This is a genomic window from Mycobacterium sp. HM-7, from assembly GCF_053852335.1.
In genome coordinates, this window is sequence record NZ_CM132657.1 from 302,166 (window position 1) to 320,494 (window position 18,329).

The 18,329-nt window shown below is 64.8% G+C and carries 9 protein-coding genes; 4 read left to right on the plus strand and 5 right to left on the minus strand.

Annotated elements, in window-relative coordinates; translation table 11 throughout:
- The first annotated feature begins 223 nt into the window (after positions 1 to 223).
- The gene (locus ACWW1C_RS01465) at positions 224 to 1,924 is read left to right on the plus strand and encodes a glycosyltransferase (protein WP_455981772.1); all 1,701 of its coding nucleotides are present in this window, start codon (positions 224 to 226) and stop codon (positions 1,922 to 1,924) included.
- Positions 1,925 to 1,930: 6 nt separating this feature from the next.
- On the opposite strand, the gene ACWW1C_RS01470 is transcribed toward ACWW1C_RS01465, so the two are convergent.
- From ACWW1C_RS01470 to ACWW1C_RS01485, 4 genes are all read right to left on the minus strand, one after another.
- A complete protein-coding gene (locus ACWW1C_RS01470; RefSeq protein WP_455981773.1) occupies positions 1,931 to 2,725 on the minus strand; it encodes a DUF6445 family protein in 795 nt (264 codons plus the stop codon).
- A gap of 55 nt (positions 2,726 to 2,780) precedes the next feature.
- A complete protein-coding gene (locus ACWW1C_RS01475) occupies positions 2,781 to 4,007 on the minus strand; it encodes a glycosyltransferase (protein WP_455981774.1) in 1,227 nt (408 codons plus the stop codon).
- A 649-nt stretch (positions 4,008 to 4,656) separates the two neighbouring features.
- Positions 4,657 to 12,627 (minus strand): hypothetical protein, encoded by a 7,971-nt coding sequence (locus ACWW1C_RS01480; RefSeq protein WP_455981775.1) that lies wholly within the window; start codon positions 12,625 to 12,627, stop codon positions 4,657 to 4,659.
- A 3-nt stretch (positions 12,628 to 12,630) separates the two neighbouring features.
- Entirely contained in the window at positions 12,631 to 12,906 is a 276-nt protein-coding gene (locus tag ACWW1C_RS01485; protein ID WP_455981776.1) for a hypothetical protein, read from the minus strand.
- A 437-nt stretch (positions 12,907 to 13,343) separates the two neighbouring features.
- Between ACWW1C_RS01485 and ACWW1C_RS01490 the strand changes: the two genes are divergently transcribed.
- The 3 genes from ACWW1C_RS01490 (at position 13,344) to ACWW1C_RS01500 (ending at position 17,752) form a co-directional block, all read left to right on the plus strand.
- The gene (locus ACWW1C_RS01490; protein ID WP_455981777.1) at positions 13,344 to 15,389 is read left to right on the plus strand and encodes a tetratricopeptide repeat protein; all 2,046 of its coding nucleotides are present in this window, start codon (positions 13,344 to 13,346) and stop codon (positions 15,387 to 15,389) included.
- 34 nt (positions 15,390 to 15,423) lie between these two features.
- The gene (locus tag ACWW1C_RS01495) at positions 15,424 to 16,557 is read left to right on the plus strand and encodes a tetratricopeptide repeat-containing glycosyltransferase (protein WP_455981778.1); all 1,134 of its coding nucleotides are present in this window, start codon (positions 15,424 to 15,426) and stop codon (positions 16,555 to 16,557) included.
- Positions 16,558 to 16,672: 115 nt separating this feature from the next.
- A complete protein-coding gene (locus ACWW1C_RS01500; RefSeq protein WP_455981779.1) occupies positions 16,673 to 17,752 on the plus strand; it encodes an NAD(P)H-dependent amine dehydrogenase family protein in 1,080 nt (359 codons plus the stop codon).
- Here ACWW1C_RS01500 and ACWW1C_RS01505 read toward each other — a convergent pair.
- Entirely contained in the window at positions 17,749 to 18,261 is a 513-nt protein-coding gene (locus tag ACWW1C_RS01505; RefSeq protein ID WP_455981780.1) for an arsenate reductase/protein-tyrosine-phosphatase family protein, read from the minus strand. The genes ACWW1C_RS01500 and ACWW1C_RS01505 overlap by 4 nt on opposite strands.
- Between the last annotated feature and the right edge of the window lie 68 nt (positions 18,262 to 18,329).

The following is an 18,329-nucleotide window of genomic DNA, read 5'->3' on the forward strand; positions in this document are numbered from 1 at the left end:
GTAGTTGATCGGAACCGGTTGAAGGCCATCGAAAACGCCGGGAACAGCGGTTTTGCATTGATGTGAGGCTGGTCACTGGATGTCGTTGAGGGGGAAATCACCCCATTCTTGACGTTGGCGTCAGTAATTGGGAAATTGACGTGGCGCTTGTGTCACGATGAGCCCGTGAAGTGCGTCATCCTGGGAAAACAAGACCAGATGGTCGGACGCGACGGCTGGGCTGATGTCTGAGCGCCCGGCGATCTGCTTGAACATGATCGTCAAGGACGAGGCCCACATAGTTCGGCAAGTGCTGGACGTATGCGCGCCGTACATCAGCACATGGGTGATCGTGGATACCGGCTCGACTGACGGCACCCAAGACACGATCAGAAACCACATGGCCGGCCTCGGCATACCGGGTGAGCTCCACGAACGGCCCTGGCGCAATTTCGGCCACAATCAGACTGAGGCGATGGCTCTCGCTCAGGGTCACGGGGAATATCGGTTGTGGATGGACGCTGATGACGTTTTCATCGGCGCACCCGACTTCACGCAGCTGGATGCCGACATCTACAGCCTGCGCGTCGGGTCAGGCTTTACCTACTGGCGGCCCCAGCTGATCCGCAGCGGGCTGCCCGTCCGCTGCGTCGGCGTTATCCACGCGTACCTCGCGTGCGACGAACCCAACGTTTCGTGGGCCCGCCTTGACGGCGACTACTACGTCGACTCCCGTCGTCTCGGTGCCCAAAGTAAGGATCCTCAACGGTATGTGCGTGACGCGCAGATGTTGCTGGCCGAAGTTGAGCGCAACCCGCAAGACTCGCGGTCGGTGTTCTATCTGGCGCAGAGCTACTTCGACGCAGGTGACTACATCCACGCGTACACGTGGTATCAGCGGCGGGCCGATATGGGCGGCTGGGAGGAAGAGGTCTATTACTCGCTGAATCGGGTCGCGCAGTGCATGGCACATCTGGGGCGGCCTTGGCCGGACATCCAAGACGCGTACCTGCGGGCCTGGGCGTTTCGGCCGACCCGGGCCGAGCCGCTCTACCATATTGCCGTTCATTATCGAGTTGAGCGGGACTATCAGCTCGGCTATCTGTTCGCTGAGCGGGCCGCCCAAATCCCGCTCCCTGAGGACGACAATTTGTTTGTTTTCGCGGACGTCTATTCGTGGTGCGCGATGGACGAGCAGGCCGTGTGTGCGTCGTGGATAGGCAAGCACGCGGAAGCGTTTGCGCTGTGCCGACATTTGCTTACGCGGCGCGATATCCCAGAGGGACGTCGACAAGAGATTGCGGGCAACCGCGACTTTTCGGTACCGGCCTTGCTCGATGCAGCCTCGTCATATCCCGCTGAGGTGGCCGGCAGTCTTGTCACGACTTCCCGGGAGTCGGACGTAACGGTCAGTCTGATCGCCGGACCAGACCTCGCCGTCACGGAGCGGACGCTGAACTCGTTTTTGCAGTGCTGCACCGATGTGTCGCGGGCCGGACGGTTCATTGTGGTCGACGCTGGTTTGTCCGACACCGACCGTCGGCTCCTCGAGGACCGTTATGGGTTCCTGGAATTTGCTGATTGTGGCGGTGACGGTCGGGCATCGCAGATGGCGCAGCTTCGAACGCGGATTCATGGGCGGTTCTGGCTGCACTTGGGAGAGGGCTGGCAGTTCTTTGCGCCCGAGGACTTGATCACCAGACTCATCGGGGTATTGGAAGCCGAGCCGCGCGTGCGCCAGGTGGGTATCAACTATGGCGATGCGGACAAGTTGACTGGTGTGTGCGCGTCCGAGCAGGAGGCGCGTCGCACACCCGACACCACCCGCTACGTCTTGACCGACGTGGACGCAGATGGCCCGGCGATGGTCGACACAACGCGCTTAGATCAGGCTGACGCCACCGCTACCCTCGACGAAGTTCTCTGCATCCGGAGCGTTTTCTGAGCAGTTCTAGATGTCGAAAAAGAATAGTTGAACGAGGCGGCGGGGTATGTCGCTGTCTGCCTCGAAATGGGCGTACGAGGTCGCCGAATGGAATAGTGCTGCATCCCAGATGACCAGTCGGTTGTACAGGCCGGCAATCGACTCCATCAACTCCCAATTGTCGCCGTGCTCAATGTTGTACGGGTCGTAAACAATTGATTGCGCGGCTGCCACGGCAGCGTCGGTCCCGAGTCGCTGTCGTTCGAAGGGGTGATCGGGCCTGCGGCGGCAACCGTGAGTACGGTCGCGCCAAAAACTGGTACCGCTGGAAGGTGGTGCATCGGGAGTGAGATAAACGGCGGCAGCGTAACTTTGGCTGTCGTGGTGCCACACTAGTGGGTCGCTGTGGCTGGTCTGTTGGAAGCAACCGTTGGCGTTGTGGCCCAGCCATTCCGTAACCGGCGTACCGAGGAGTCGTCCGAACTCTTCGCGCAAGTGCGGCCACAGGAAGCGCTGATCCGATCGAAGCCCCTTGTAGAAACGCAAGTCTTCGTTGTAGTTCTGGGCCAAGGCGATGGCGCGTACGGCGTCCGGGTCGGAGTAGAAATTATCGACGGCCACGACGTGCGGTACATGATGCACAAAGGCTGACGCGCTGTGGTCGTGTGCTGGGTGTAGAGCGGTTTCTGGCAGCCACATCGGCATGCGCGCGTCGCCGCTTTCAACCAGATACTGAATTTGGTTGTCCCGCAGTCGGATATCCGTGATCCGCGCCGCTGCCCCGTAGAAGGGGACGGTATCGCCGGGAGCGAGTGATGCCACGAAATTCTCCTTGATTTGCACTGTCGTTCGTGGGGTACAGACAGTCGACGACCAGTCAGTAGATATAGTTCGCGTAGGGCGCGCTTTTTGGGTTCTCCATGTCCCAGTCGAGGACCCCGTGCTCGCGCCAGATGAAGTCATCCACCCCTAGTTCCACGAATCGTTCGTGAATGCTGGCGTTATGATGCAGCATGAATGCGCGAACAAGGCGCTGTATCTCGGGGTTTCTGGTCCGCTGAGTGTTTCCGCTTGACTCATTGTTGTAGTACTGAATATATCCCCATCTCTTGATATGACACATACGCGTGGAGAGAAAAGTGCGCAGAATGAGCTCGTAGTCTTCGCATGTATGCAGTTCGGGGCTGTAGCCACCCGCTGCGAAGTAGGCGCTGCGTGTCCAGGCCCGGAAGTGGTTGGGTGCGGAGACGATATGCCGAATGGTCTTCGAGTTGACTTCGGGAGAGTTCGCGACGAGGTAAAGGGCACCCTTGTGGAACTCGCTTCGATAGCTCCCGAATCCAAATCCCCAGCCGTCGGGGAATTTTGCGTTCTCGCCGCTTTCGAAGATGTCAGCACAATCCGAGTAGAAAAAGCCGGCGTCCGGATAGGTACGGTGCGCTTCAACGAGATGCGACAGAGCGTGTGGGAGCAACTCGTCGTCGTGGTCCAGTTCAAGTAGAAGATCGCCAGTGGTGAGAGCGCACGCCCGTCGCTTGACTTCACCGATTGAACCGAGCGCACGATCGCCGCGGTGCACGCTGATGCGGTGATCTCGACGCGCCAGTTCTCGCAGTTCGTCGAAAGTCTTGCCGTCATCGGGAGAATCGTCGTAAATTACCCATTCCCAGTTCGTGTATGACTGCGAAAGTAGCGAGGAATGGGGCCGGTCAATCTTTGGGCCGGTACGGTGAGCGGCAGTGAAGATGCTAACCAGTGGCTGATCCGGGAACCTGCGTTCTACTGCGTTGGCGACGTAATTGAAAAGAACCTGCTGTGCAACATTGCCAAAATCATTGTAGTCTGCAGCGAAATGCAGCCATCGTTTACGAATTTCCATGGGCGCATCCATGAGCTCGGGGAAAGATTCCTGATTCTCGCCGAACGTAACGAATACTTGGGGTCGGTATTGTGCGACGATTTCGCTGAAGTCGGCCGACGCAGCGAATGCAAGAATGTCAAAACGATCGGCCTCCGATTTGTAGGCATCCGCAACGCGGATTCTATCGAGGCTGCTGGTATCGGTAAGCCCGAAAATGCAGACCTTAATCAAATCGAATGACATTCCAATCCCGTCGCTGAGTGCTGATCCGGCCGGGGCCCACCGATGTCCTGCGTGGTGCCAGGCTGCGAGTGGCTGGAGCGAACCAACGCCCTGGCCGTGCTGCCCAGGCTCGTGATGTTCCCCGGCGAACCAGATGATCCAACCTTCGGCGCGAAAAGGTGTGCGATTAGTTCAAATACGGCGCTGACGATGCATCCCGCGAACGAAGTCGAGAGGCAGAGGCGCTGTGCAGTGATTCGGCGCTGACCGTCGGCGCCGAAGCCGCGGTCCAGACGCGGGTTTGCTGGCTGAGTGCCGGCCAGTGCGCGGAGTCTGGTTGTGGACTGATCTGTGAGATCCGTCGCGAAATTGACGCGGCTGCTCTAAATTAGCTGCAGGCCAGGTGTGGGAGCGCGCGTAGGGAGACTGCGAGCGGGGTTGGTTGGGGCCCAGGAATGAGGTTGGGTCAATGGCGCGCCATCGGAAACAACAGCGTTCTTTGCGTCGGGCGTTGTCCAAGGCGATGTTCGCGGTCGTGGTGGCGTCCACGACTGCTGGAGCAGTGAGCAACCCAGTTGCTTATGCGCGACCGGGTGAACCGAACCCCGGCCCTGGCCAACCCAAACCGAAACCAGTCACGGCACAACCACCCCGGGGCGCTCCCACGGAATCAGCACCTGGGCCTGGCTCTGCATCGAACCCTCCTCCGCCGGCGCCACGACCGCCCAATTTGTATCCGGGCACCCCAGGCAGCCCGGTCCCCCCTAGATGGAGGCCTCCGAAGCCTCCCTGGATTCCGTGGCCTCCGTGGCATCCGCGGGGTCCCCAGGGCGCTCAGGGGCCTCAGGGTGCTCAGGGTGCGCAGGGTTCGACTGGTGTTCAGGGTTCGACCGGAGCTCAGGGTTCGACGGGTGCTCAGGGTTCGACGGGTGCGCAGGGTTCGACGGGTACCCAAGGTTCGACGGGTGCGCAGGGTTCGACTGGCGCGCAGGGTGTTTCGGGTGCCCAGGGAACCGCTGGTTCTGATGGCGCTCAAGGTTCGACCGGTGCTCAGGGTTCGACTGGCGCTCAGGGTTCGGCGGGCGCTCAGGGTTCCACCGGCGCGCAAGGTGTCACGGGTGCTCAGGGCACGGCTGGTTCTGATGGCGCCCAGGGCTCGGCCGGCGCGCAAGGTGTCACGGGTGCACAGGGCACGGCTGGTTCTGATGGCGCCCAGGGTTCGACTGGTGCGCAGGGTGTTTCGGGTGCCCAGGGCACCGCTGGTTCTGATGGTGCCCAGGGTTCGACCGGTGCCCAGGGCTCGACCGGTGCTCAGGGCACGGCCGGTTCGGACGGTGCGCAGGGTTCGACGGGTGCTCAGGGTTCGACTGGTGCGCAGGGTGTTTCGGGTGCGCAGGGCACGGCTGGTTCTGATGGCGCCCAGGGCTCGACCGGTGCTCAAGGTGTGGCCGGTGCCCAGGGCACCGCCGGTTCGGACGGTGCGCAGGGTTCGACTGGAGCGCAGGGTTCGACTGGTGCGCAGGGCTCGACCGGAGCTCAAGGTCTGGCCGGTGCTCAGGGCACGGCTGGTTCGGACGGTGCGCAGGGTTCGACTGGCGCCCAGGGCTCGGTCGGTGCTCAAGGTGTGGCCGGTGCTCAGGGCACGGCTGGTTCGGACGGTGCTCAGGGTTCGACTGGTGCGCAGGGTGTTTCGGGTGCGCAGGGCGCGGCTGGTTCCGATGGTGCGCAGGGTTCGACCGGTGCCCAGGGTGTTTCGGGTGCTCAGGGCACCGCTGGTTCTGATGGCGCCCAGGGCTCGACGGGCGCGCAGGGTTCGACTGGCGCGCAGGGTTCGACTGGTGCGCAGGGTGTTTCGGGTGCTCAGGGCACCGCTGGTTCTGATGGCGCCCAGGGCTCGGCCGGTGCTCAAGGTGTGGCCGGTGCCCAGGGCACCGCCGGTTCGGACGGTGCGCAGGGTTCGACTGGCGCGCAGGGTTCGACGGGTGCTCAGGGCACGGCTGGTTCGGACGGTGCGCAGGGTTCGACTGGTGCTCAGGGTTCGACTGGTGCGCAGGGTGTTTCGGGTGCTCAGGGCACGGCTGGTTCCGATGGCGCCCAGGGTTCGGCGGGCGCTCAGGGTTCCACCGGCGCGCAGGGTGTCACGGGTGCTCAGGGCACGGCTGGTTCTGATGGCGCCCAGGGCTCGGCCGGCGCGCAGGGTGTCACGGGTGCACAGGGCACGGCTGGTTCTGATGGCGCCCAGGGTTCGACTGGTGCGCAGGGTGTTTCGGGCGCTCAGGGCACCGCTGGTTCCGACGGTGCCCAGGGCTCGGCCGGCGCTCAGGGTTCGACTGGCGCGCAGGGTTCGGCGGGCGCTCAGGGTTCCACCGGCGCGCAGGGTGTCACGGGTGCTCAGGGCACCGCTGGTTCCGATGGCGCCCAGGGCTCGGCCGGCGCGCAAGGTGTCACGGGTGCACAGGGCACGGCTGGTTCTGATGGCGCCCAGGGTTCGGCGGGCGCTCAGGGTTCCGCCGGCGCGCAGGGTGTTTCGGGTGCGCAGGGCACGGCTGGTTCTGATGGCGCCCAGGGCTCGGCCGGCGCGCAAGGTGTCACGGGTGCTCAGGGCACGGCTGGTTCTGATGGCGCCCAGGGTTCGGCGGGCGCTCAGGGTTCCACCGGCGCGCAGGGTGTTTCGGGTGCGCAGGGCACGGCTGGTTCTGATGGCGCTCAAGGTTCGGCGGGTGCTCAGGGTTCGACTGGTGCGCAGGGTGTTTCGGGTGCGCAGGGCACCGCTGGTTCTGATGGTGCCCAGGGTTCGACCGGCGCTCAGGGTGTTTCGGGCGCTCAGGGCACCGCTGGTTCCGAGGGTGCCCAGGGTTCGACCGGCGCTCAGGGTGTTTCGGGCGCTCAGGGCACCGCTGGTTCCGACGGTGCCCAGGGCTCGGCCGGCGCTCAGGGTTCGACTGGCGCCCAGGGTTCGGCCGGCGCTCAAGGTGTCACGGGTGCGCAGGGCACCGCTGGTTCGGACGGTGCCCAGGGCTCGACCGGCGCCCAGGGCTCGACCGGAGCTCAAGGTCTGGCCGGTGCTCAGGGCACGGCTGGTTCCGATGGCGCCCAGGGCTCGGCCGGCGCTCAAGGTGTCACGGGTGCTCAGGGCACGGCTGGTTCTGATGGCGCCCAGGGTTCGACCGGTGCTCAAGGGTCGACTGGTACGCAGGGTTCGACGGGTGCTCAGGGTTCGACGGGTGCGCAGGGTGTTTCGGGTGCTCAAGGCTCGGTTGGTTCGGATGGTGCCCAGGGTTCGACCGGTGCTCAGGGTTCGACTGGTGCGCAGGGTGTTTCGGGTGCGCAGGGCACGGTTGGTTCCGATGGCGCTCAGGGTTCGACCGGTGCTCAGGGTTCGACGGGTGCGCAGGGTGTTTCGGGTGCTCAGGGCACGGCTGGTTCCGATGGCGCTCAGGGTTCGACCGGTGCTCAGGGTGTCACGGGTGCGCAGGGCACGGCCGGTTCGACCGGTGCTCAGGGTTCGACTGGTGCGCAGGGTGTTTCGGGTGCTCAGGGCACCGCTGGTTCCGATGGCGCTCAAGGTTCGACCGGCGCTCAGGGTTCGACCGGTGCCCAGGGTTCGACCGGTGCTCAAGGTGTGGCCGGCGCGCAAGGTGTCACGGGTGCTCAAGGCACCGCTGGTTCCGATGGCGCCCAGGGCTCGGCCGGCGCTCAGGGTTCGACGGGTGCTCAGGGCACCGCTGGTTCGACCGGTGCTCAAGGTTCCACCGGCGCGCAAGGTGTCACGGGTGCTCAAGGCACCGCTGGTTCCGATGGCGCTCAGGGCTCGACCGGCGCTCAAGGTTCGACCGGTGCTCAGGGTTCGACTGGTGCGCAGGGTGTTTCGGGTGCTCAGGGCACGGCTGGTTCCGATGGCGCTCAGGGTTCGACCGGTGCTCAGGGTTCGACGGGTGCGCAGGGTGTTTCGGGTGCTCAGGGCACGGCCGGTTCGACCGGTGCTCAGGGTTCGACCGGTGCGCAGGGTATTTCGGGTGCGCAGGGCACCGCTGGTTCCGATGGCGCTCAAGGTTCCACCGGCGCGCAAGGTGTCACGGGTGCTCAAGGCACCGCTGGTTCCGATGGCGCCCAGGGCTCGGCCGGCGCTCAGGGCTCGACGGGTGCTCAGGGCACCGCTGGTTCGGACGGTGCGCAGGGTTCGACGGGTGCTCAGGGCACCGCTGGTTCGGACGGTGCGCAGGGTTCGACTGGTGCGCAGGGCACCGCTGGTTCTGATGGCGCCCAGGGCTCGACCGGTGCCCAGGGCGTGGCCGGTGCTCAAGGCTCGGTTGGTTCGGATGGAGCCCAGGGTTCGACTGGTGCTCAAGGTTCGACCGGCGCGCAAGGTGTCACGGGTGCACAGGGCACCGCTGGTTCGGACGGTGCTCAAGGTTCGACCGGTGCCCAGGGCGTGGCCGGTGCTCAAGGCACCGCTGGTTCCGATGGCGCCCAGGGCTCGACCGGCGCTCAAGGTTCGACCGGTGCCCAGGGTTCGACTGGTGCGCAGGGTGTTTCGGGTGCTCAGGGCACGGCTGGTTCCGATGGCGCTCAAGGTTCGACCGGTGCCCAGGGTTCGACCGGTGCCCAGGGTTCGACCGGTGCTCAAGGTTCCACCGGCGCGCAAGGTGTCACGGGTGCTCAAGGCACCGCTGGTTCCGATGGCGCCCAGGGCTCGGCCGGCGCTCAGGGTTCGACCGGTGCCCAGGGTTCGACCGGTGCTCAAGGTGTGGCCGGCGCGCAAGGTGTCACGGGTGCTCAAGGCACCGCTGGTTCCGATGGCGCCCAGGGCTCGGCCGGCGCTCAAGGGTCGACCGGTGCCCAGGGTTCGACTGGTGCGCAGGGTGTTTCGGGTGCTCAGGGCACGGCTGGTTCCGATGGCGCTCAGGGTTCGACCGGTGCTCAGGGTTCGACTGGTGCGCAGGGTGTTTCGGGTGCTCAGGGCACGGCTGGTTCCGATGGCGCTCAGGGTTCGACCGGCGCTCAAGGTGTCACGGGTGCGCAGGGCACGGCCGGTTCGACCGGTGCTCAGGGTTCGACCGGTGCGCAGGGTATTTCGGGTGCGCAGGGCACCGCTGGTTCCGATGGCGCTCAAGGTTCCACCGGCGCGCAAGGTGTCACGGGTGCTCAAGGCACCGCTGGTTCCGATGGCGCCCAGGGCTCGGCCGGCGCTCAGGGCTCGACGGGTGCTCAGGGCACCGCTGGTTCGGACGGTGCGCAGGGTTCGACGGGTGCTCAGGGCACCGCTGGTTCGGACGGTGCGCAGGGTTCGACTGGTGCGCAGGGCACCGCTGGTTCTGATGGCGCCCAGGGCTCGACCGGTGCCCAGGGCGTGGCCGGTGCTCAAGGCTCGGTTGGTTCGGATGGAGCCCAGGGTTCGACTGGTGCTCAAGGTTCGACCGGTGCTCAGGGTTCGACTGGTGCGCAGGGTGTCACGGGTGCACAGGGCACCGCTGGTTCGGACGGTGCTCAAGGTTCGACCGGTGCCCAGGGCGTGGCCGGTGCTCAAGGCACGGCTGGTTCCGATGGCGCCCAGGGCTCGACCGGCGCTCAAGGTTCGACCGGTGCCCAGGGTTCGACGGGTGCGCAGGGTGTTTCGGGTGCGCAGGGCACGGCTGGTTCCGATGGCGCTCAGGGTTCGACCGGTGCTCAGGGTTCGACTGGTGCGCAGGGTATTTCGGGTGCGCAGGGCACCGCTGGTTCGGACGGTGCTCAGGGTTCGACCGGCGCTCAAGGTGTCACGGGTGCGCAGGGCACGGCCGGTTCGACCGGTGCTCAGGGTTCGACGGGTGCGCAGGGTGTTTCGGGTGCGCAGGGCACGGCCGGTTCGACCGGTGCTCAGGGTTCGACGGGTGCTCAGGGTGTTTCGGGTGCTCAGGGCACGGCTGGTTCGGACGGTGCCCAGGGTTCGACCGGTGCTCAAGGTTCCACCGGCGCTCAAGGTTCGACGGGTGCTCAGGGCACCGCTGGTTCTGATGGCGCCCAGGGCTCGGCCGGCGCTCAGGGTTCGACGGGTGCTCAGGGCACCGCTGGTTCGGACGGTGCGCAGGGTTCGACTGGTGCGCAGGGCACCGCTGGTTCTGATGGCGCCCAGGGCTCGACCGGTGCCCAGGGCGTGGCCGGTGCTCAAGGCTCGGTTGGTTCGGATGGAGCCCAGGGTTCGACTGGTGCTCAAGGTTCGACTGGTGCGCAGGGTGTTTCGGGTGCTCAGGGCACCGCTGGTTCCGATGGTGCCCAAGGTTCGACTGGTGCTCAGGGTTCGACTGGTGCGCAGGGTGTTTCGGGTGCTCAGGGCACCGCTGGTTCCGATGGCGCTCAAGGTTCGACTGGTGCTCAAGGTTCTACCGGCGCGCAAGGTGTGGCCGGTGCCCAGGGCACCGCCGGTTCGGACGGTGCCCAAGGTTCGACCGGCGCTCAGGGTTCGACTGGTGCGCAGGGTGTTTCGGGCGCGCAGGGCACCGCTGGTTCCGACGGTGCCCAGGGCTCGGCCGGCGCTCAAGGGTCGACCGGTGCTCAAGGTGTGGCCGGTGCGCAGGGCACCGCTGGTTCCGATGGCGCCCAGGGTTCGACGGGCGCCCAGGGCTCGACCGGTGCTCAGGGTTCGACTGGTGCGCAGGGTGTTTCGGGTACGCAGGGCACGGCTGGTTCCGATGGCGCCCAGGGTTCGACCGGTGCCCAGGGTTCGACTGGCGCGCAGGGTGTTTCGGGTGCACAGGGCACGGCTGGTTCCGATGGCGCCCAGGGTTCGACCGGTGCGCAGGGTGTTTCGGGTGCACAGGGCACGGCTGGTTCGGACGGTGCCCAGGGTTCGACCGGCGCTCAAGGTTCCACCGGCGCTCAAGGTTCGACGGGTGCTCAGGGCACCGCTGGTTCTGATGGCGCCCAGGGCTCGGCCGGCGCTCAGGGTTCGACGGGTGCTCAGGGCACCGCTGGTTCGGACGGTGCGCAGGGTTCGACTGGTGCGCAGGGCACCGCTGGTTCTGATGGCGCCCAGGGCTCGACCGGTGCCCAGGGCGTGGCCGGTGCTCAAGGCTCGGTTGGTTCGGATGGAGCCCAGGGTTCGACTGGTGCTCAAGGTTCGACTGGTGCGCAAGGTGTGGCCGGTGCCCAGGGCACCGCTGGTTCCGATGGTGCCCAAGGTTCGACTGGTGCTCAGGGTTCGACTGGTGCGCAGGGTGTTTCGGGTGCTCAGGGCACCGCTGGTTCCGATGGCGCTCAAGGTTCGACTGGTGCTCAAGGTTCTACCGGCGCGCAAGGTGTGGCCGGTGCCCAGGGCACCGCCGGTTCGGACGGTGCCCAAGGTTCGACCGGCGCTCAGGGTTCGACTGGTGCGCAGGGTGTTTCGGGCGCGCAGGGCACCGCTGGTTCCGACGGTGCCCAGGGCTCGGCCGGCGCTCAAGGGTCGACCGGTGCTCAAGGTGTGGCCGGTGCGCAGGGCACCGCTGGTTCCGATGGCGCCCAGGGTTCGACGGGCGCCCAGGGCTCGACCGGTGCTCAGGGTTCGACTGGTGCGCAGGGTGTTTCGGGTACGCAGGGCACGGCTGGTTCCGATGGCGCCCAGGGTTCGACCGGTGCCCAGGGTTCGACTGGCGCGCAGGGTGTTTCGGGTGCACAGGGCACGGCTGGTTCCGATGGCGCCCAGGGTTCGACCGGTGCGCAGGGTGTTTCGGGTGCACAGGGCACGGCTGGTTCGGACGGTGCCCAGGGTTCGACCGGCGCTCAAGGTTCCACCGGCGCGCAAGGTGTCACGGGTGCTCAAGGCACCGCTGGTTCCGATGGCGCCCAGGGCTCGGCCGGCGCTCAAGGTTCGACGGGTGCTCAGGGCACCGCTGGTTCGGACGGTGCGCAGGGTTCGACTGGTGCGCAGGGCACCGCTGGTTCTGATGGCGCCCAGGGCTCGACCGGTGCCCAGGGCGTGGCCGGTGCTCAAGGCTCGGTTGGTTCGGATGGAGCCCAGGGTTCGACTGGTGCTCAAGGTTCGACCGGTGCTCAGGGTTCGACTGGTGCGCAGGGTGTTTCGGGTGCGCAGGGCACGGCTGGTTCGGACGGTGCCCAGGGTTCGACCGGCGCTCAAGGTTCCACCGGCGCGCAAGGTGTCACGGGTGCTCAAGGCACCGCTGGTTCCGATGGCGCCCAGGGCTCGGCCGGCGCTCAAGGTTCGACGGGTGCTCAGGGCACCGCTGGTTCTGATGGCGCCCAGGGCTCGACCGGTGCCCAGGGCGTGGCCGGTGCTCAGGGTTCGACTGGTGCGCAGGGTATTTCGGGTGCGCAGGGCACCGCTGGTTCCGATGGCGCTCAAGGTTCGACCGGCGCCCAGGGTTCGACGGGCGCGCAGGGCGTCGCGGGTGCGCAGGGCACCGCTGGTTCCGATGGCGCTCAAGGTTCGACCGGCGCTCAAGGTTCCACCGGCGCGCAAGGTGTCACTGGTGCACAGGGCACGGCTGGTTCTGACGGAGCGCAGGGTTCGACTGGTGCGCAGGGCGTCGCGGGTGCTCAGGGCACGGCTGGTTCTGACGGTGCCCAAGGGTCGACCGGCGCTCAAGGTTCCACCGGCGCGCAAGGTGTCGCGGGTGCACAGGGCACCGCTGGTGCCGATGGCGCTCAAGGGTCGACCGGCGCTCAAGGTTCAACTGGTGCTCAGGGTTCGACGGGCGCGCAGGGCTTGGCCGGCGCCCAGGGCACCGCTGGTGCCGATGGCGCTCAAGGTTCGACCGGTGCCCAGGGTTCGACCGGTGCCCAGGGTTCGACGGGTGCTCAAGGTGTGGCCGGCGCTCAGGGTTCGGCGGGTGCGCAGGGTTCGACGGGTGCGCAGGGAACGGCGGGGGCGCAGGGTTCGACGGGTGCGCAGGGAACGGCGGGGGCGCAGGGAACGGCGGGGGCGCAGGGAACGGCGGGGGCGCAAGGAACGGCGGGGGCGCAGGGCGCGACCGGCTCCACCGCATTCCCGACTTACTCAAATTGCACGGGAACGGGGTTGTCGGCCGGTAGCTGCAACACCACTGTGACGCAGGCGGGGACGTATTGGATACCGGTCTACATCAGCGGACTTACCGGCGCGACGGCTGGTACTGGGCAGGGCATTACAAGCGCCCCAACTTTGACGGGCGGAACATGTACGAAGCAATATGACACTGGCACCTTCAGTGCTGGCCTGGTCTTTACGAAGACAGGCAGCGTGTACTCGTGTTCATGATCGTGGTGAGTGCATATTCGAATCTGTGAAACCGAAGACGGTCGCCGCATGTCGTGTCCGACCTGTAACGCAACGATTTTTTGGCAGTACGGGCATGAGCCCGCGGGGCGAAGATCATTAGTAACGAAGGGACTACTATGCACACCTTGGTCGGTCTTGATATTCCGCCCGCACCGCCGCCTGTCGAGGAGAAATTTCTGTCGGCTGCGAAGCTGTCGGTGATCGGACCCGCGGTAGTAGCGGCAATTCTTGGTGCGTACGCGCTGTCCCGACCTTTCGGGCTGACCGGTATCCACGGTTCGGCGCAGAGTGGTGTCGGTTACGACGACGGCATTCTGCTTGGTTCGGCGATCAGGCTGATACACGGTGACTTTCCGTACAGCAGTTTCGTGTTCCTGCACCCTCCGGGTATTTCGGTCTTGATGTCGCCGGTCGCGGCTTTGAGTCTCGTTGCTGGTTCGTCGTGGGCCCTGGTAGTAGCTCGAATCATCACAGTGCTCGTGTCGATCGCAAGCGTCGCTTTGGTGGCAGTAGCTGTTCGGCGGTACGGGCCGGTAGCGTCGACTGTCGCCGGGTTACTGTTTGCGTTGTTTCCATTGGCCCTCAATGCAACTCACTCGCTTCTGATTGCGCCCTACACGCTGTTTTTCTGTTTGGTCGGCACCGTTCTGCTCTTTGAGTCCGGCGAGGTCGCGGTGTCGCGTCGCGTCGTATACGCGGGGATGGCATTTGGCTTCGCCTGCACCTTAGGCCTTGCGGCGTTGCCGGTCGCGTTGGTCGCCACGGCTACGGTGGCTGTGGTGCACGTGCGGTTGGCAAGCAGATTCGCCGCGTCGATGGTTGGCATCTTTCTCTTGGTGTGCTCGCCGTTCTTTGCCTTGGCGCCCGGTCGATTCATCAATGATGTTGTCACTTCCCCATTTAGCCGCATGATGTCCGGCGATGCTTCGCTAGCGTTCAAAATCAGGCAATTGTCTGGTGTTGACGGCATGTCATGGATTCACCTGTCGAACCTTGTCGTCGTCACCGTCGCAATATTGGTGACGGTCGGTTTCGTCTACTGGCTATTCCGGTCGTACACCCAATTACGACCGGGTGACTGGTTCATCGTTGCCACATTGTTCTCGGTCGTGGCGGTGGCAATGGCGGGCGGTCAGCTATTTTCGGAGCAGGTCTATTTGCCCGCAGCATTCATCAGTATGGCCGCCGGCATATCGATAGGAATGCTCGCTCGGTCTGTGCACTTTCGGCGGTCAATACGATTCGGCGCGGTCGCCGTGGGTGGTGTTCTGGGCATTGCGATGCTCGTGCAGAATGCTGCACATGCCTCCACCCTGTTGGAGGGCTCGTTCAACCCAGCGGACGATCTTGAAGCCGCGGTCCCGACGGGTTCCTGTCTGGTCACGGACGTCACCACGTACGCGATCGTCGCGGACCGATTCACGTCAACCGACGCCAACTGTCCGAAGATGGTCGATCCGTTTGGGGAATGGGTTGCCGGAACCGACCGTCACACGCTGTACTCGGGAACCTATCCGGCGGGCTTCGTCCGTGACTTTGCCACCCGGATGAATCGGGCGGAGTACGTCGCACTCGTCGCGCCCATGAGTAGCTATATTCCGTGGACTCCGGAGCTGAGCCAATGGTTCCTGTCGAGCTTCGGTGCGGTCCGGCAGGCGCCGTCCATGATCGTCTACCACCACATCAAACGTGTTGCGCCGCCGGTAAATTTCACCACGTTCGTTGGGTTGTCGAGCGACGCGATCGTCGACCAAGGGTTGCAGGCGGAGCGACTGGGGAACCTCGATGCGGCGTATGGGTCGTATGTGACGGCGGCTTACCGGGACCCCGGCAACGCGGTTGCCCATTACAACCTCGGGCATCTCTATCAGGTTCGGGGCATGAATGTCGATGCCGAGCGCGAATACAGCATCGCCTTAACGATTGATCCCACGTTTGCGAACGCGCTGTTCAACCTTGCCGTGATGCACGCCGATACTGATCCGGCCCGGGCTATGGCGTTGTATCGTCACGTCCTCGAACTCAAACCTGAAAACGAGGCCGCAAAGTTCAACTTGGGCGTGCTGATGGTGAGGGCGGGCGATGAGAATGGCAAGAAACTGATCGGCGAAGTTGTTGCGGCCGACCCCGCGTTTGGTCAGCGTGTCCCCGCTGATATTCAGTTGGGTTGATCGGGGACCCGGTGTCCATTATCGAGGAGGCGTAATGGCCCAGACCGTCTGCCTGAACATGATCGTCAGAGATGAGCGACATGTGATTGGCCGCTGTCTGGAGTCGGTGAAGGGGCTGATCGACTATTGGGTGATTGTCGATACCGGTTCCACTGATGGAACGCCTGAGTTCATCAACGAGACGCTGGCCGGAATCCCAGGTGAGTTGCACCACCGACCATGGCGAGACTTTGGTACCAACCGCACCGAAGCGATTGAATTGGCAAGGGGCAAAGCCGATTTCATGCTGATCATCGACGCCGACGAACAGTTGGTGGTTCCGGGCGGATTTCGGTGGCCTGTGCTCGACCTGGATTGCTACAGCATGCTGCACTCGAACGGTGTTGCCAGCAATGAGTTTTGGCGTGACAGTATGCTCCGTGACAGCTGCAACTGGCGCTTTGTCGGTGTGCGGCACGAGTACCCTCAATGCGACGACGAAAGACTCGGGGGCCGACTTGAAGGCCCGCGTATCGTCGGGCATTTCGACGGTCACCGAAGTCAGGCACCGCAAGTCGCGAAATACTCGGCAGACGCGGCCGCTCTCGAGCAGGCATTGGCAGACGAGCCGAATAACGCACGGTACACCTTCTATCTCGCGCAGAGCTATCGGGATGCCGGCAATCTGCAGAAGGCGATCGAGGTGTATGAGCGCCGGTTCCTGATGGGTGGCTGGGATGAAGAGGTGTGGTATTCGCTGTATCAGTGCGCGTGTATCGCTGAACGTCTGAATTTCGACGAAGCCGTTGTGATCCATCTGTACATGAGGGCCTACGACGTGCGCCCGACCAGAGCTGAGCCGGTCGGAAATCTGGCGCGGTACTTGCGCGAACACAACCATATGGCGTCGGCCAGGCTGTACGCGGCGGCAGGTTTGGAAATCGAAAAGCCGAGGGATGCAATATTTCTCGAACTTGACTACTACACCTGGCGGTGTCTTGACGAGTTGGCGGTCGCAGACTACTGGCTGGGCAACTATCGGGACAGTGCGGATGCCTGCCAAGAATTGTTGGCGTCATCGGAATTGCCGGAAGCGGAGAGGTCGCGAATCAAGGCCAATCTCGATTTCGCGCTGCAAAAAATGCCCACTGACGCTCCCAATTCCGCCAAGCATGCGCGCTGTACATAGCGGCCCGGAGTTGCGAACGGTGCCGGCATGTCACGGTGGGGTATGTGGCAGGGCCCCATGCTCTCTTTGCCCTGGGTGTGAGACGAGTCACTCAGGGGTGGAGTACGGTGCACAAATGCGGCGAATTGTGGTGTGGGGGACAGGAAACATGGGGGCCACGGCCATCCGATCGGCCGTGGCGTTCCCGGGGCTCGAGCTGGCGGCGGTCATCACCTCAAGTGAGGACAAGGCCGGCCGCGATGCGGCGACGTTCGCCAACCTGGACACCCTGACCGGAAAGGTCGCCACCACCGACATCGACGCGGCCCTCGCGGACTGCGACGCGGTGGCCTATATGGCGTCCGGGGACATCCGCCCGGAGGAGGCCATCGTCGATATCGAGCGCTGTCTGCGGGCCGGCAAGCACGTCGTGACGCCGTCTCTGTACTCCCTGTATGACCCGGCTTCGGCGCCGGCCGAATGGGTCGAGCGCCTCGCCGACGCCGCAGCTGCCGGCAACGCCTCGTTGTTGGTCAGCGGGGTCGACCCCGGGTGGGGCAACGACGCGCTTGCCGTGACGGCGGCCGGGCTGTGCACCCGGATCAAGACCATCCGGTGCCAGGAGATCTTCGACTACTCCACCTACAACCAGCCCGAAGCGGTGCGGGTGCGCTGCGGTTTCGGTGGCTCGATGGATGAGACGCCGCTGATGCTGATCCCGACCATCCCGACCATGGTGTGGGGCGGCAACGTCCGGCTCATCGGCCGCGGGCTCGGCATCGAGATCGACGACATCACCGAGACCTGCGAGCGGCTGCCGCTGACCGAGGACGTCGAGAACGTCATGGGCCGCTTCGAGGCGGGCACCCAGGGCGCCTTCCGGCTGGAGGTCATCGGGTGGTCGCAGGGTGTGCAGCGCGTGATCATCGAGCACATCACCCGTATTGACCCGTCGTGCGCGCCGGACTGGCCGCAGCCCGATGAGGGCGTGGGCGATCACCGCGTGATCATCGACGGCGATCCGCAGCTGACCATCGTGGTGCGGGCCGACGTACCCGATGGGACCCGAGCCGACGGCGGCAACACCACCGCCGCCAACCGGCTCCTCGGTGCCATCGAGTGGCTCGCCACCCAGAAGCCGGGCATCTACGACGGGCTCGATGTGCCCTTGCATGCACCGCTACCGGCAGAGGTCGAGGCGACGCGCTGGGCCTAAGGACTCAGCGTGAGGACCGGGGGCAGCAGGGCAGCGATCTGTTCGCCGACCGCTTCGAAGACCTCGAGACTATGGCCGATCGGATCGGTGACTTCCACTGGCTGATGGTCCGCCAGTCGCAGACGTAGCGCGGCGAGTTCGGAGACCGTGCGCGGGCCGTATTCGGACGCAAGGAGAGCCGCTTCGCCGAGCGTGAAGGTCCTCCGAAACTGGCGTGGCGCCAATTCCAGCACCGCGATGCGGTGTGCCGTGGTCATGGTCAGGACGAGGTCGGCGTCGGAGGCGATGCGCGGAGTCAGTTGCCGCGCGGCGAAGTTGGTCGGGTCACCGCCGAGGCCGACCAAGACCTCGGCCGCGAGTCGATGGACCGGATGCCCGATCACGGCGGCGATTCCTGCGCTGGAGGCGACGAAGTCCGGCAGGCCCATCTGTCTGGCCAACCTTACTGAAAGTCGTTCTGCGGTAGGGGATCTGCAGATGTTGCCCGTGCAGACGAACAGGATGCGCATGTAGACCTCCCGGAGAGCTCTAACGCAAACGTCAATAACCCATGTATGTGCGACTTGAGCGTGCCACG